Source organism: Ercella succinigenes (assembly GCF_900002895.1).
The window spans coordinates 21,598-36,260 of the sequence record NZ_CDHP01000042.1; the positions used below are offsets into that span (position 1 = coordinate 21,598).

Sequence of the window (14,663 nt, forward strand, 5' to 3'; positions counted from 1 at the left end):
AAATGATTGATAAAAAAACTTTAACAACTCTTGAATACGACAAAATAATGCAGGAGCTTTCTTCTTTAGCTCAAACCGAGCCGGGCAGGAGGCTTTGTACAGATTTACAACCTGTGTCTGAATATGAAGTTATTCTTAGCAGACAGCAGGAAACAGATCATGCTGTAAAAGTTATTTTTGAACAAGGTGTTTTGCCTTTATCTGGCATCAGTGATATAAAACCTTCGGTAAAAAGATCTATGACAGGTTCAATACTAAACTGCGCTGAACTTATGCGAATAGCAGCTTTTTTACGAGCGGTTAAACGTGTACGTGCTCAAATGCCAGAGGATAGTGCATTAAAAGAAAAAGAAGATTTTCCTTTTGTGATTTATGACAAAATAAGTCTTCTGGTTCCGCTTCGCCCGTTATTGGACAGGCTGGAAGAATGTATTGCCGGTGAGGAAGAAATTCATGACAAGGCAACTACTGATTTATTCAATATAAGACGACGAATAAAAGATACCCAGCAGGATGTAAAAGATCATCTGGCGAGAATTATTCGTAAACATGCTCACTCTTTACAGGATCAGCTTGTTACTTTAAGAGGAGACAGATATGTTGTGCCTGTCAAAGCCGATCATAGAGGTGATATAACGGGCATTGTTCATGACACTTCTTCAAGTGGTGCAACTCTTTTTATTGAGCCTATGGCAGTAGTTGAAATGAATAATAAAATCAGAGAACTGATGAGTAAGGAAAGAGATGAGATAGAAAAAATATTGAAGGAACTCTCTGATCTTACAGCCGAAAATTCCGATATTATTTTAACAAATTTGCAATTATTGACAGAGCTTGATTTTGCAATGGCTAAAGGCAAACTTGCAATAAAAATGAAAGCCATGCCGCCACAGATAAATAAGAACGGACAGATAAAGCTAAAAGCCGCCAGACATCCACTTATACCTGCAGACAGGGTAGTACCGATCGATGTTGAGCTGGGAATTGATTTTCATACTCTGGTTATAACCGGACCCAATACAGGTGGTAAAACTGTAACTCTCAAAACTTGCGGACTGTTATGTTTGATGGGAATGGCTGGATTACAGCTGCCGGCAAAAGAAAACTCAGAGATATCTTCTTTTGATCAGATATTAGCTGATATAGGTGATGAGCAGAGTATTGAACAAGATCTAAGTACTTTTTCCTCGCATCTTCGTCAAATAATAAAAATTACTGAAAACGCCCGTCCGGGAACACTGGTACTTGTTGACGAACTTGGCTCTGGCACAGATCCTTCGGAAGGCGCTGCACTGGCTATATCAATACTGAATTATCTTCACCTGCAAGGATGCCTGACTGTGGCAACAACACATTATAAAGAACTAAAAGGGTACGCTATTCACACGCCTGATGTAGAAAATGCATGCTGTGAATTCGACACAGAAACTTTAAGACCAACTTATAAACTGCTTATTGGTGTGCCTGGAGTTAGTAATGCTTTTGCAATTTCCAGAAAACTTGGGTTAATGCCCCGGATAATAGATCAAGCTGTTTCATTAATATCGGAAGAAGGAATGAAATTCGAAGATCTTGTACAATCAATTGAAAAAAGCAGATCAGAAGCAGATCGTCTTAAAGATGAGTCCAGACGGTTGAATCAGGAAGCAAAACAACTAAGAGATCAGTTGCGTGCGGAAAAAGAAGAGTTCAAAAAGAAAAAAAGAGAATTGCTGCAACAGGCCAGGGAAGATGCCAGAGAATTGTATCAGGAAGCCGAGCAGGATATTCAGTCTCAGTTAAAAGATCTAAAACAAAAAATGAAAAAACAAGATGCCAGACAGCAGCATCATATGACTTCCAGAACCAGGCAGAATCTGAGAAGCGGTCTAAGTCTGATTGAAAAGCAGATAGGTTCAGCAACTCTCAATTATTCCGGTAAACCTTTGCCGGCTGATTTAATTAAAGTAGGCGAGACTTATTTTGCTCCGCATCTTGGAATTACCGGCAAACTGGTGGAAGCTCCTGACTCTCGAGGACAGGTTGTTTTGCAACAGGGCTCTATGAAAGTCAGCGTATCTGCTAATGCTCTGAGATTGCCTGAAAAAGAAAATGATCAGAAGCAAGACAGCTTTGGTAAAAATACAGATAGATTTCACAGTAATCAAATTCAGGCAGGCCAAAACCGGGCTGCCAGAAGAAAGGCACAATCTTCTGGAAATAATGACAATAGTCTGACCATGAATACCAAGTTAAATCAGACTACTGAAATTAAATTACTGGGACAGACTGTCGATGAGGCAAGAAGTAATCTTGATCAGTTTTTGGATCAGGCTGTATTATCAGGTCTGCATCAGTTAAGAGTTGTACATGGTAAAGGAACAGGTGCTTTAAGGACTGCTGTTCACCAGATGATGAAAAAAGACAGCAGAGTTAAAAACTTTCAACTTGCTGCCTTTGGTGAAGGTGACAGTGGTGTAACTATAGTTGAGCTAAAATAAATTCAACTATGTAATAATTATTACCACTGCCACCACTTTAGAAAATTTTTATTCAAAAAAGATGCAAAATTATAAACCGTTTAGGATAACATTGGCAGCAGCCTCTGCAGCGCTGGCAGCATCTGGAGTGTAGATATCAGCTCCGATTGATTTGGCAAAAGTCTCATTTACAGGAGCTCCACCAACCATAAATACAACTTTATCTCTGACCCCGGTTTTTACAGCTTCGTCAATAACTGTTTTTATTTCGCCCATTGTCGTAGTCAGCAAAGCAGAGCAGCAAATAATCTGAGCATCTGTTTCCATAGCTGTTTCAATAAATTTCTCGGCAGGAGCATCTACTCCTATGTCAATAACCTCAAGCCCTTTTCCTTCCATCATCATTGCTACAAGATTTTTACCTATATCATGAAGATCGCCCTTAACTGTTCCGATAACAACCCTACCGTTGGCTTTTACACCTTCACTTGCCAACTGTGGTTTCAGAATAGCAGATCCTGCTTTCATTGCACGTGCTGCTATAAGAACATCTGGGACATATACTTCATTTCTTTTGAACTTGCCACCGAGTATACCCATACCATCAAGTAATCCTTCGTTAAGTATCTGTTGTGCGCTAAGTCCTGCATCTAATGCTTCCTGAACGAGTGTTTTTACTTCTTTTGCTTTTCCTTTTTGGAGAGCCTCCGATATTTTTGCTAATAATTCCATTTTTTTACCTCCATAAATTTTACTCAAATAGTAATTCCAGCTTTTTTTTATTAAGATTTTGTCCTATAAAAATAAGTCTTGACTCTTCTTTGTATTTCAATGGTTTCAGACTTACTTCATCTTTAACAAGTTGCAGGAGCTGACTTTTTCCCTCGGCAATAAGATAACCTTTTGCCCGAATAATATTACCTGCAGCGCCAGCTTTTATTTGTATCATTATTTTTTCAAGCTCTGATTTTATAAACCCGGCGCTGGCAGGTATAATTAAAACTGCCTCTGTTTGTGCATGCTTTCTTATCCAGATAGACTTATCAGTCATGAGTTTACGCATAGTTTGCCGCTTGGTATTCTGTACAGTGCGATTCCGGCTATGAAGAATTTTATCCCAATCTTCGGGCACAAGATCACAGGCATCAGCCGCTATCATTTCAACAGAAGGATAGTGAAGCGTAATATTGCTTATAGCCTCTGCAGCAGCTTCTGGGTCTGTAGGTATTTTGCTGACTATAATAAAATCAGATAATTGTGCCTGATTTGCCATCAGCTGATTATATGTCTGCGAATTAACTGCATCATTTGAAGCATCTACCATACAAATCATGGCTGATATTCTCAATTTGTCTGTATATTCTTCACCAGATAATGCATTAAAAAGTTCACTTAGTATAAATAAACCGGAAGGCTCAAAAATTATTCTATCAGGATCATGTTCTGCAATAATTTTTCCAAGCAGCTGGCTGAATTCAGCTTTTAATGTGCAGCAAATACAACCATTGTCCAGTTCATAAGAGATCAATTTCTCCTGATTATTTACCGTTTCAAGGTTCCGGTTAAGGATATTTAAATCCAAACCGCTTTGTCCAAATTCATTTACGACATAGACCGTTTTTTTGCCGACTGTGCTGTCATTTTCCCGTCGTGCGATTTCCGACAGCATATAACTGATGAAAGTTGTTTTGCCTGCTCCCAGAAAACCGGAAACAATTATCAGATCAATTTTTTTACTCATGACAGATACCTTAAAGCTTAAACGAGGTCATACATTTCAGGATTAAGTTTTTCACACTCATCAAGCATTTCTTCAATAAATTCTTCTTCGTCAACAGGTATTGATTCAATCTGAGATTCCAGAGTGTCAAGCCAGCCTGCTTCACGTTCATCCAGATTTAGTTTGCCGGTTTCTATGCCTTTACGCATAGCATCTACTGCGGCTTGAGCAGCTGTTATTGACCTTGATAAAGGTCCTTTCTGATCTTCGACAATTTTCTTTGATATTTCAAATACGATATCAGGACGAAGAACATATGCCTGAGGATCCAGGTAACTATCACTGTCAGCATGTAGATCGCGAAGTAAAAGGGCTGCTTCAGGAGATCTTTTGGTTGCTCCATTCATCAGTCTGCAGTCATAGGCAAGTTGTTCCATAGATACGATTGGTGCATAGCCTCCAAGAAGTTTTATCTGCTGTACTGATTCATTACTCCAAAGATCTGCCGCGCATGCCGCTATATTACCGACAGGGCTTAGATGGGCAACTGCGCTTGTACGTCCTTCCATTGTAATAGGAGTACCGGTTATAGCCTTAACATATACACCTTCATAGCCACAATCCTTATGAGGGCCTACCGCACCGGCTTCAATAGCTGCCAGACTCCTAACTGCAGATACTACTCTGTCAACTGCTGCAAAGGTTCTAGGAATGAATTTTCTGTCAGCAAGCACCATAGCAGTATTGGCAAAACCACATGCCGTATCCCCTGATGCTATTGAATCATATTGTTTGGCAATAGCTGCGATTTCAGACCAGAGAATTCGCATATCCTTAACACCGAGGACTCCAAGAGCGAAAATTGCTTTGCGAATATCGCAGTACATATTTGCTTCATCATGAGTTTCTTTACCACCTATAGACTCTATAGCCAAAAGATCAGCACCTACAGCAGCATTTTTCCTGAATGAATCAAGAACATTTTCCCATTGTTTTCCACGATGCATATGTTCGAGATCTCGTCCTTCTCTAACGTCTATAATTGTTGATCTAAGAGCTGTTTTGATTCCATGTTTCTGACTAAATTCATTCATCGTTTCAATCAGGATTTTACTTACATCGGCTCCCCACTGTGCATTCCAGGTGCAAGGAGGCAGAAGCTCTACTTCGGCTACAAAACCAGGAACATAAAGATCGACAGCTCTCTCAGTAATTCCTGTGATCATTTCCTTATAAACATTTAGAACATCTGGCATTGTTTCTTCAGTAATCATCATAGGTGGTAAGGTAAAGTTTATTTCCGGGTAAACCTCTCCTCCGCCGATGACCATTCCATTTTTTAGTGTTACAGGCTCCAGCGATTTGCCAAAAATAAAATCATCAACTGAGTTATAAGCCAATTTATTAAATTGTTTTAAAGACATAATGATTCCTCCCATTCATAATAGGATCAGCTGCAATAATTTGTTTTCAAAGTCTAACTATCAAGCTACCTATTATTTCATTCTTAAATTTGATTTTGCGCGCTTTGTATTTACAAAATAACCTGCAAAGACAAGAGATTATTGTAAAAATAAGTCATTATTTGTACAAATTAATTAATCGCACTAATTCTGTAGGAAATATAGCATAAAAATACATAGGATCATAAAATTTTATCAAACCGGTAATGCAAAAAGGGGGCTATATTCATTGGCTAAGAAAAGGAGAGCCGGTGCCGGAACGCAATTAAGGGGACACTCTATATAATTTAATTCAAGTCTGTAACCGCATTATTTGCAGGCTTATACAGACTTTTTATTATATTAGTACCAGACAAGGATCTCAGAATAATCCTTTGAAGTGTCTTTATATCAGCACATTTGACAATTTAAAGCGATAACGTTGTCTGGCACCAAGTGCCAGACAACGTTATCGGTAAATACGGCTGTAAAGACCTATTGCCAGGCATTCTAAGGGTTTTTTGATTTGAGATAGAGTGTCCCCAAGTCAAATATGACAATTACAACAACCTATTTGGTGCTTGGATTTAATGTCAACAAGCTCCACAAGCGAATTCAATGCGGACGAATCGGGCAGGCGCTATTTGCACCTGAACAAGCCGCTTAAAAATTTTTTTCAGTTCAGATTCGCTCCTGAGCTTAATTTCGTACGCCATAAATTTGTTTTTTACTGATTTTCCACAAAAATTACTTGTCCTGATTTGGTTTTCCCAATTTTTTAGCCTGTTTAGGCATGAAAAAGGAGCTGTCTCTCACGTTCTTTCAAACAGTTTCGAGACAGCCCCTTTAGACAGTTCAATATTAAAGATACTTGAAAAAAGTTTACTCTGAGCTTCTGCTTAAAGCAGATTTTGTTAAAGGCTATATAAACATTTTTGTCAGAAATTCCCAGTTATAAAACGTCTGAACAAATCATACCCAGGCTCAATATAGACACCTGTTAAGTTACATTGTTCTTCCGAATACCCAGAAGATGGATTAATCAGACTGTTATCACTGCTGTAAACAGCAAAAGGCACAGGATCACTTGTATGCGTTCTTAAAGCAATAGGTGTAGGATGGTCAGGAAGAACCATCATTCGATAGTCTTCACCTGTTTCTTGTCTATTTGATTCCAAAAAATCCCAGACTGGTTTAATTATTCTTTGATCAAGCCATTCAATAGATTTAACTTTATTTTCGGTTTCAGCTCTATGACCACATTCATCAGGTGCTTCGAGATGAAGATATACATAATCCTGACCTCTTTTGAAAGCATCGATGGCGGCCTGAGCTTTACCTTCAAAATCCGTATGTATGTTTCCTGTTGCTCCTGGCACATCAATTATTTCCATTCCCGCGCATATTCCGAGACCAAAAATAAGATCAACCGCAGAGATTACAGAAGCTTTTAAGTTGTAAGTATCGGCGATACGAGGAAGCTGAGGTCTGGTTCCTTGTCCCCATATCCAGATACTGTTTGCCGGGCGCAGACCTTTTTTCTTCCTTGACTCGTTGACCGGATGGTTTTGTAAAATCTCTTTGCTTTGATCCATAAGCTGCAGAATTTTTTCTGCACCATTTCCTCTGGGCAGCCAATCGGCAATGTTGCGAGTCAGAATATCATGGGGCGGAGTAAGCTCCATATCTAATAATCCATTATGCCATACCATACAATGGCGATAACTTTTACCGGCATGGAAATCTATTACGCCGTCACCAAGTTTTTGCTGAATATCCGATATCAGAATGGCAGCTTCTTCGCTCGAAATTTCATCTGAGCTATAGTCGTCCATAAAAATATTACCGTTTTTATCCGGTTCACTAAGTGTTACAAGATTACATCTGAAGGCTACATCATTTTCTGCCAGCTCTATACCCATACTGACTGCTTCCAAAGGTGATCTGCCGCTATAATATTTGTGAGGATCAAATCCCATAACACTCATATTAGCAGTATCGCTGCCGGGTGAAAGATCAGATGGCACTGTTTTAACCATACCAGATAACCCTGTACCGGCCATTTTATCCATCAAGGGTTTGTTTGCAACCATCAGAGGGGTTTTATTGTTAAGCTCTGCCAATGGCTGGTCAGCCATACCGTCACCAAGAAAAATTATATATTTCATTAGTTTTCTTTTTCGATTTATGTAATAAAATCGACCTTTCCGATTCTTTGAGCAGATCATAAATCTGCCTGTCATATATTATCAAAAAAGAGGACTCCTGAAAAGGAGTCCTCTTGATTAAATCATCTGTGTAACATAGCTTCGAGACGATAGAAAAATTATCGCAGCAATGCCAGCAGGATACCGGCGGCAACGGCAGAACCAATAACACCGGCAACATTTGGACCCATAGCATGCATCAAAAGGAAATTGTTCGGATTTTCTTCCTGTCCAACTTTCTGAGATACACGAGCAGCCATTGGTACAGCGGAAACGCCAGCTGAACCGATAAGCGGATTAATTTTGCCTTTAGTTACGATATACATGATTTTACCGATTATGACTCCACTTGCGGTACTGAAAGCAAATGCTACAACACCTAGAACTATAATCATTAATGTTTCCATCCTGAGGAATGTATCAGCTGTTGCTGTAGCACCAACAGATATTCCCAGCAATATGGTTACAATATTCATTAGCTCATTGCTTGCTGTTTTGACGAGTCTTTCACAAACTCCGCTTTCTTTCAGCAGGTTACCGAGCATAAGCATACCTACCAGAGTAAGAGCATCAGGAATAAGAAGAGCAACAATCATTGTAACTGCTATTGGGAAAATTATACGCTCTTTGCGTGAAACCTCACGCAACTGCTCCATAACGACTCCACGCTCTTTTTTTGTTGTCAGTGCACGCATGATAGGTGGCTGAATAACAGGTACAAGAGCCATATAGGAATAAGCAGCAACCGCAATTGCGCCAAGAAGTTCAGGAGCTAGTGTCTTGGTAAGGAAGATAGCTGTCGGACCGTCGGCTCCGCCGATGATACCGATTGACGCTGCCTGATCAGGTGTAAACCCAAGGAACAAAGCTCCCAAGAAGGTAAAGAAGATACCAAACTGAGCGGCGGCACCAAGAATAAGCGATTTCGGATTTGCCAGAAGCGGTCCGAAATCTGTCATTGCACCAATACCAAGGAAAATAAGCGGTGGATATATACCCAGCTTTATACCGAGATAAAGATAATCCAGAAGTCCTCCATGATGCAAAACTTCATTTACGGCAAAGAGAGTTCCGTCAGCATAACCGAGTTCTTTAATGTACTCTGGGTTGAAGTATTCCATGTGGACAACTCCGCCCATTGGTATATTAGATATAAGCATACCAAATGCGATTGGCAAAAGCAGTAACGGTTCAAACTTCTTTGCGATTGCCAGATAAAGTAAAACAAGGGCAATCAGAATCATACCCAGCTGATTAAGCTGAAGATTGGCAAATCCTGAAACCTGCCAAAGTCGGCTGATTGTTTCGCCGAAGGCTTGAAAAATTGTTATGATGGATTGCATGCAATTCCTCCAGTCGTTGTTACAGATAGATTATGCAAAATCAACTCTGTACATTTTTATGGCTGAAAGCCAGCCGTTAGAACGATTGATGTATGAAAACAATCATACCCTGCGAATACGGCGGATTGTAAAGCCCGCTTTTGCGCTGGGTGACTTGTCACCGTTCATCATAGCCTGCACGGCTGCAGCAATAACTGCAATTATAGCCGGATCATGTTCGTTTCCTGCAGCTGCTGCAGAATTAGAAACAGTCGCTGACTTAGGCTCTTCTTTGATCTGTGGCGCCGATGGCGGCCCTTCTTTTTTTGCACCACTGATAATTTTTGACATCAGACTGACTATAATACTCAGTGATACAAGGATTATCAGAACTAGGGTTATTCCAACAAGCAACATGGTTATTCCAAGAAAAGCCTGCTCCCCTATAGTGCTGAATTGTTCGGTCCAGTGAGTTAATGAGACAATTGGCATAAAACGTCCTCCTGCGTTAGAATGGTTCAAAGCTTACTTTAAGCCCAAAGAATTCCGAGTACCATTTTACCTGATCAATCGTACAGACGCAAATAAAAACTTATAAAAAATACAAACTTTGTAAAAATCCATCATCTATTATACGGAGGTTACAGAATGATTGAACGATTTATACATTATAAACCAAGACGGATAACTGCTTTTGTAGGTGCATATGGCAGTGGTAAATCAGAAGTTAGCGTTAACTTTGCCATATGGCTTGCCAAAAAGAAAAAAACATATCTGGCAGACCTTGATATGATCAATCCTTTTTATAGATCTGCAGATACGGCAAAAACTCTTGCCGATAATAATGTAGAGCTTATCAAATCAATATATGCCGGAACAAATGTTGATGTTCCAGCCATGCCTGCGGAAATCAACCGGACATTTTCTGATGACTTAGCTTATAGTGTACTGGATATAGGCGGTGAAGATTTAGGTGCAAGAGTTCTTGGTTCATTAAAGCCACAAATGGAGAAAGCTGATTGTGATTTGCTTTTGGTCGTGAATCCTTATAGACCTTTCACCGATACTCCTGAAAAAATTGCCAAAACTGCTTTGGAAATTGAACATTCGAGCGGACTTAGACTGACAGGAATAGTACATAACCCTAATCTTTTAGAATTTAGTGACACCCTTATAATAGAGGAATCTTGGGAAATTGTCAGAGCGGCAGCAGATGTTTGCAATTTGCCGATTGCTTTTATTTCGGTAATGGAAGAAAAAATTGATTATTTGTGGCAATTTAATCAGCCTGAAATTCCTGTATTGGCAATGCATAGAACTATTTTTTACCCATCTGACGACCGCTAGCTAACAGTTAACACTGAACAGTAGTTGATAAACACAGTTTTGATCTTTATAATAGTGTAATCCTGCATTTTTGCTAAGTGAGGTTGATATTCCCTGGAATGTTGACTGTCTGGAGGATGTAATTATACCAACGGGAGGAAATGAAATGGCGAGGGTTGAGTTTCGTGAAGAACGCTGCAAGGGCTGCAGTCTATGTGTAAATGCCTGTCCCAGAAAAATTATCAAACTGCGAACAACAAAATTAAACGGTAAGGGTTATCACCCTGCCGGAGTAGATGAGATGGATAAATGTACAGGGTGTACAATCTGTGCAACCGTGTGTCCTGATAATGTTATTGAAGTCTGGCGATAGGGAGGAACAAAGATTATGACAAAAAGAATATTAATGAAGGGCAATGAGGTTATAGCCGAAGCTGCTGTAAGAGCAGGTTGCCGTCACTATTTCGGTTATCCCATTACTCCTCAGACTGAGATTATGCATTATATGGCAAAAAGGATGCCTGAAGTATCGGGAACTATCCTGCAGGCAGAAAGTGAAGTTGCTGCAATAAATATGGTTTATGGAGCCTCTGCAGCCGGTGCCAGGGTTATGACAACAAGCTCAAGTCCTGGAATAAGCCTTAAACAAGAGGGTTTTTCATATATAGCAGGGGCGCAATTGCCGGCTGTAGTAGTAAATATTGTCAGAACCGGACCAGGGCTTGGTGGTATTTTGCCTGCTCAGGGTGATTATTTTCAGGCAACCAAGGGCGGAGGTCACGGCGATTACAGAAATATTGTTCTGGCACCTGCAAGTATTCAGGAGTTGTATGAGCTCACAGTAGAGTCATTCAATATTGCTGATAAATACAGAAACCTCGTAATGATTCTTGGCGATGGAACATTAGGGCAGATGATGGAACCTGTAGAGTTCAGAGATCAGGAGCCAATTGATAAATATAATAAAGATTGGGCTGTTACAGGGAGAAATGGCCGTGATGAGCATAATGAAATCACTTCTATATATATAAATCCCGACGTAATGGAAGCTTTGAATAATGATCTTCAGGCAAAGTACCGCCTTATTTCCGAAAATGAAGTAAGAGTAGAAACTATGCAGTGTGAAGATGCAGAAATTGTGATTGCAGCATTTGGTGTTGCCAGCAGAATTTGCCGCAATGTTATCAGACAGGCTCGTTCAGAAGGCATTAAAGTTGGTATGGTAAGACCTATTACACTCTGGCCTTTCCCAACAAAGAAAATAGCTGAAATAGCTGCATCTGACAAGGTAAAAGCATTTTTGACAGTTGAACTCAATGCAGGGCAGATGGTCGAGGATGTGAGACTGGCTGTTAATGGTGTAAAGCCGGTTGATTTTTACGGTAGAATGGGTGGTAATCTGCCTTCTCAAAAAGAGATTCTCGATAAGATTAAAGCGATTGCAGGTCAGTAAGGGAGATTATTTGATATGGAAAAAGTTTTTAGTAGAACAGAAGGATTGATCGATAAGCCTCTGCATTACTGCCCGGGCTGTACTCATGGCGTTATTCACCGTCTTATAGCGGAAGTAATGTGTGAAATGAATGTACTTGAAAGTACGATTGGTGTTTCACCTGTTGGTTGTACTTATAACAATTATGAATATTTTTCCTGTGATATGGTTCAGGCTGCTCATGGACGTGCTCCGGCAGTTGCTACAGGAATAAAAAGTGTACACCCTGATAATATGGTTTTTACATATCAGGGAGATGGTGATCTGGCCGCTATTGGGACAGCAGAAATAATACATGCAGCCGCCAGAGGTGAGAAGATAACGACATTTTTTGTAAATAATGCCATTTATGGTATGACTTCAGGCCAGATGGCTCCCACAACCTTGATAGGACAGAAAACTACCACATCTCCTTTTGGCCGTGATCCACAAAAACAGGGATATCCGATCAATGTAAGTGAAATGATGGCAACGCTTGAGGGCGCAGTCTATGTTGAAAGAGTTTCGGTAAATAATTTCAAAGAAATAACAAAAGCCAAAAAAGCGATTCGCAAAGCTTTCAGAGTCCAGCAGGAAGGTCTTGGTTTTTCGATGGTAGAAATACTTTCTACCTGTCCTACAAACTGGGGAATAAATCCTGCCGATTCACTTAAATGGCTGGAAGACAATATGATGACCAAGTATCCTCTGGGTGTTTTCAGAGGAGAAGATCTGGAGGTAAAATAAAATGGCTTTAACTGATTTTTCAATAATTATTGCCGGGTTTGGTGGTCAGGGAATTTTGTCAGCCGGCCGTATAGTTGCTACGGCTGCTTTGCTTGAGGGACATGAAGTATCATGGTTTCCCTCATATGGACCAGAAATGAGAGGCGGAACCGCAAATTGTGGAGTTGTAGTATCGGATAGTATGATTGGTTCACCGGTAATAAATGACGCAGATGTTGTAATTGCTCTTAATGCACCCTCTTTGGAAAAATTTACCCGCCAGGTTAAACCTGGTGGAGTGATTATAGTTGACAGTTCTCTGGTCAAAGCAGTTCCTGAAAGAAAAGATATCAGATTTTTCCCAATACCTGCTTCTGAGCTGGCAAATGAATTGGGCAATATGAATTTTGCTGTTATTTATTTGCTCGGCTGTATGAACGCAAACAGTAATTGCATAAGTGCAAAAACTTTCGAAGCTGCTCTTAAAGAGGTTTTGCCTGAAAGACATCATCATCTGATACCTGCAGAGATGGAGGTTTTTGCTAAAGGTGCCGAATTTACTGCCCAATAAGCAATAGACAATAAACACGATATTTTTATAAATTTTATGTTAATGATGATGAAAGAGCAGTGAAAACTGCTCTTTTTTGTTGTGCAAAAAGACCAATGAGTTATAATGTTATTAATAGATGAATATAGGAGGTACTAATATGGCGCGTCAAGAAGTCGTTGCAATGATTCTTGCAGGGGGGCAAGGTTCAAGGTTAGGTGTTTTGACCAGATATCTTGCAAAACCGGCGGTGCCCTTTGGCAGCCGTTACCGCATTATTGATTTCCCTTTAAGCAATTGTACAAATTCCGGAGTAGAAACAGTAGGTGTTTTAACCCAGTATCAGCCGCTGGCATTGAATAGATATATCGGTAATGGTCATTCTTGGGATCTGGACAGAAATAACGGTGGAGCATATATTCTACCTCCTTATCAGAGTTCTGCCCGGAGTGACTGGTACAAAGGAACGGCAAATGCAATTTACCAGAACATAGAATTCATAGAAAGCTATGATCCTAAATATGTTTTGATTCTTTCTGGAGATCATATTTACAAAATGAATTATGCAAATATGATTAGAAGTCATATAAAAGAACAGGCTGATGCAACTATTGCTGTATTTGAAGTGCCCTGGGAAGAAGCTTCCAGATTTGGCATCATGAATACTGATAAGAACAATAACATAATTGAATTTGAAGAAAAACCCAAAAAACCCAAGAGTAATCTTGCTTCTATGGGAGTTTACATATTTAACTGGGAAGCTTTGCGCAGCAAGTTGATTGAAGATGAGCTGATAAAAAATTCCAGCCATGATTTCGGTAAAAATATTATTCCCTCCATGCTGGCTGATGGCATGAAACTGTCTGCTTACAGATTTTGCGGTTACTGGAAAGACGTTGGTACAATAAGCAGTCTCTGGGAATCTAATATGGATATACTCGACAGGCCTCAGGAAATAAATCTGATGGACAGGAGTTGGAGAATATATAGTAGAAACCCTATTAAACCTGCTCATTATATTTCTCAAGGTGCAAAAGTAATAAACAGTGCCCTGACCGACGGTTGTAATATTTATGGAACTGTTGAACACTCTGTTTTGTCAAACAGTGTTACAGTAGAAAAAGGAGCAACTGTTAAAGACTCTATTCTCATGCCTGGTGTAACCGTAAAATCAGGGGCTTATCTTGATAAGTGCATAGTTGGTTTTGAAACAATAATTGGCAAGGATGTAAGAGCTGGTGCCAGTTTTGAAGGTGATTGTAAATATGAAGATAAAAAACTCTGCAGTGGAGGCATTACTGTTTTTGGACGAGGCTTATGCATCAGAGAGGGCGTAGTTATTCCTGGAAACTGCATGATAGAACTTGAAGACGGATTGGAATCTGATGAGATTGTGGAATACACATTCCGTGTTCGTTGATTAAGTTTACAGGAGGGAAA

General features: G+C 39.8%; 13 protein-coding genes. 7 read left to right on the forward strand and 6 right to left on the reverse strand.

What is annotated here, in order from left to right; all coding sequences use genetic code 11:
• The first annotated feature begins 2 nt into the window (after nucleotides 1-2).
• Nucleotides 3-2,480: an endonuclease MutS2 gene (locus tag AC0KSB_RS10015; RefSeq protein ID WP_472308838.1), complete on the forward strand. Its 2,478-nt coding sequence runs from the start codon at nucleotides 3-5 to the stop codon at nucleotides 2,478-2,480.
• A gap of 69 nt (nucleotides 2,481-2,549) precedes the next feature.
• On the opposite strand, the gene AC0KSB_RS10020 is transcribed toward AC0KSB_RS10015, so the two are convergent.
• The 6 genes from AC0KSB_RS10020 to AC0KSB_RS10045 all read right to left on the reverse strand — a co-directional run bounded on the left by AC0KSB_RS10020 (nucleotide 2,550) and on the right by AC0KSB_RS10045 (nucleotide 9,642).
• Nucleotides 2,550-3,191 (reverse strand): corrinoid protein, encoded by a 642-nt coding sequence (locus AC0KSB_RS10020; RefSeq protein WP_472308840.1) that lies wholly within the window; start codon nucleotides 3,189-3,191, stop codon nucleotides 2,550-2,552.
• Nucleotides 3,192-3,210: 19 nt separating this feature from the next.
• On the reverse strand, nucleotides 3,211-4,200 hold the full coding sequence (locus AC0KSB_RS10025; RefSeq protein WP_472308842.1) for a CobW family GTP-binding protein: 990 nt from the start codon (nucleotides 4,198-4,200) through the stop codon (nucleotides 3,211-3,213).
• 17 nt (nucleotides 4,201-4,217) lie between these two features.
• A complete protein-coding gene (locus AC0KSB_RS10030) occupies nucleotides 4,218-5,603 on the reverse strand; it encodes a methyltransferase MtaB domain-containing protein (RefSeq protein WP_472308844.1) in 1,386 nt (461 codons plus the stop codon).
• Nucleotides 5,604-6,559: 956 nt separating this feature from the next.
• A complete protein-coding gene (locus AC0KSB_RS10035) occupies nucleotides 6,560-7,789 on the reverse strand; it encodes a cofactor-independent phosphoglycerate mutase (protein ID WP_472308846.1) in 1,230 nt (409 codons plus the stop codon).
• 158 nt (nucleotides 7,790-7,947) lie between these two features.
• Nucleotides 7,948-9,171 carry a sodium ion-translocating decarboxylase subunit beta gene (locus AC0KSB_RS10040; protein WP_472308848.1) on the reverse strand — a complete coding sequence of 408 codons (1,224 nt, stop codon included), beginning with the start codon at nucleotides 9,169-9,171 and terminating at the stop codon, nucleotides 7,948-7,950.
• 102 nt (nucleotides 9,172-9,273) lie between these two features.
• Nucleotides 9,274-9,642, reverse strand: a complete 369-nt coding sequence (locus AC0KSB_RS10045) for an OadG family protein (RefSeq protein ID WP_472308850.1) — start codon at nucleotides 9,640-9,642, stop codon at nucleotides 9,274-9,276.
• A gap of 156 nt (nucleotides 9,643-9,798) precedes the next feature.
• Here AC0KSB_RS10045 and AC0KSB_RS10050 point away from each other — a divergent pair, with 156 nt between their 5' ends.
• From AC0KSB_RS10050 to AC0KSB_RS10075, 6 genes are all read left to right on the forward strand, one after another.
• Complete coding sequence (locus tag AC0KSB_RS10050; protein WP_472308852.1) at nucleotides 9,799-10,497, forward strand: P-loop NTPase family protein; 699 nt, start codon at nucleotides 9,799-9,801, stop codon at nucleotides 10,495-10,497.
• A gap of 145 nt (nucleotides 10,498-10,642) precedes the next feature.
• On the forward strand, nucleotides 10,643-10,849 hold the full coding sequence (locus tag AC0KSB_RS10055; protein ID WP_472308854.1) for a 4Fe-4S binding protein: 207 nt from the start codon (nucleotides 10,643-10,645) through the stop codon (nucleotides 10,847-10,849).
• A gap of 15 nt (nucleotides 10,850-10,864) precedes the next feature.
• Nucleotides 10,865-11,929 (forward strand): 3-methyl-2-oxobutanoate dehydrogenase subunit VorB, encoded by a 1,065-nt coding sequence (locus tag AC0KSB_RS10060; protein ID WP_472308856.1) that lies wholly within the window; start codon nucleotides 10,865-10,867, stop codon nucleotides 11,927-11,929.
• Between the two features lie 15 nt (nucleotides 11,930-11,944).
• A complete protein-coding gene (locus tag AC0KSB_RS10065; protein ID WP_472308858.1) occupies nucleotides 11,945-12,694 on the forward strand; it encodes a thiamine pyrophosphate-dependent enzyme in 750 nt (249 codons plus the stop codon).
• 1 nt (nucleotide 12,695) lies between these two features.
• On the forward strand, nucleotides 12,696-13,244 hold the full coding sequence (locus AC0KSB_RS10070) for a 2-oxoacid:acceptor oxidoreductase family protein (RefSeq protein ID WP_472308860.1): 549 nt from the start codon (nucleotides 12,696-12,698) through the stop codon (nucleotides 13,242-13,244).
• Nucleotides 13,245-13,383: 139 nt separating this feature from the next.
• On the forward strand, nucleotides 13,384-14,643 hold the full coding sequence (locus AC0KSB_RS10075) for a glucose-1-phosphate adenylyltransferase (protein ID WP_472308862.1): 1,260 nt from the start codon (nucleotides 13,384-13,386) through the stop codon (nucleotides 14,641-14,643).
• Nucleotides 14,644-14,663 lie beyond the last annotated feature (20 nt).

What these genes read in the sequence shown, in the direction of transcription:
- AC0KSB_RS10015 (WP_472308838.1), top strand. Translation starts at nt 3, where the DNA reads ATGATTGATAAAAAAACTTTAACAACTCTTGAATACGACAAAATAATG.
- AC0KSB_RS10020 (WP_472308840.1), bottom strand. Translation starts at nt 3,191, where the DNA reads ATGGAATTATTAGCAAAAATATCGGAGGCTCTCCAAAAAGGAAAAGCA.
- AC0KSB_RS10025 (WP_472308842.1), bottom strand. Translation starts at nt 4,200, where the DNA reads ATGAGTAAAAAAATTGATCTGATAATTGTTTCCGGTTTTCTGGGAGCA.
- AC0KSB_RS10030 (WP_472308844.1), bottom strand. Translation starts at nt 5,603, where the DNA reads ATGTCTTTAAAACAATTTAATAAATTGGCTTATAACTCAGTTGATGAT.
- AC0KSB_RS10035 (WP_472308846.1), bottom strand. Translation starts at nt 7,789, where the DNA reads ATGAAATATATAATTTTTCTTGGTGACGGTATGGCTGACCAGCCATTG.
- AC0KSB_RS10040 (WP_472308848.1), bottom strand. Translation starts at nt 9,171, where the DNA reads ATGCAATCCATCATAACAATTTTTCAAGCCTTCGGCGAAACAATCAGC.
- AC0KSB_RS10045 (WP_472308850.1), bottom strand. Translation starts at nt 9,642, where the DNA reads ATGCCAATTGTCTCATTAACTCACTGGACCGAACAATTCAGCACTATA.
- AC0KSB_RS10050 (WP_472308852.1), top strand. Translation starts at nt 9,799, where the DNA reads ATGATTGAACGATTTATACATTATAAACCAAGACGGATAACTGCTTTT.
- AC0KSB_RS10055 (WP_472308854.1), top strand. Translation starts at nt 10,643, where the DNA reads ATGGCGAGGGTTGAGTTTCGTGAAGAACGCTGCAAGGGCTGCAGTCTA.
- AC0KSB_RS10060 (WP_472308856.1), top strand. Translation starts at nt 10,865, where the DNA reads ATGACAAAAAGAATATTAATGAAGGGCAATGAGGTTATAGCCGAAGCT.
- AC0KSB_RS10065 (WP_472308858.1), top strand. Translation starts at nt 11,945, where the DNA reads ATGGAAAAAGTTTTTAGTAGAACAGAAGGATTGATCGATAAGCCTCTG.
- AC0KSB_RS10070 (WP_472308860.1), top strand. Translation starts at nt 12,696, where the DNA reads ATGGCTTTAACTGATTTTTCAATAATTATTGCCGGGTTTGGTGGTCAG.
- AC0KSB_RS10075 (WP_472308862.1), top strand. Translation starts at nt 13,384, where the DNA reads ATGGCGCGTCAAGAAGTCGTTGCAATGATTCTTGCAGGGGGGCAAGGT.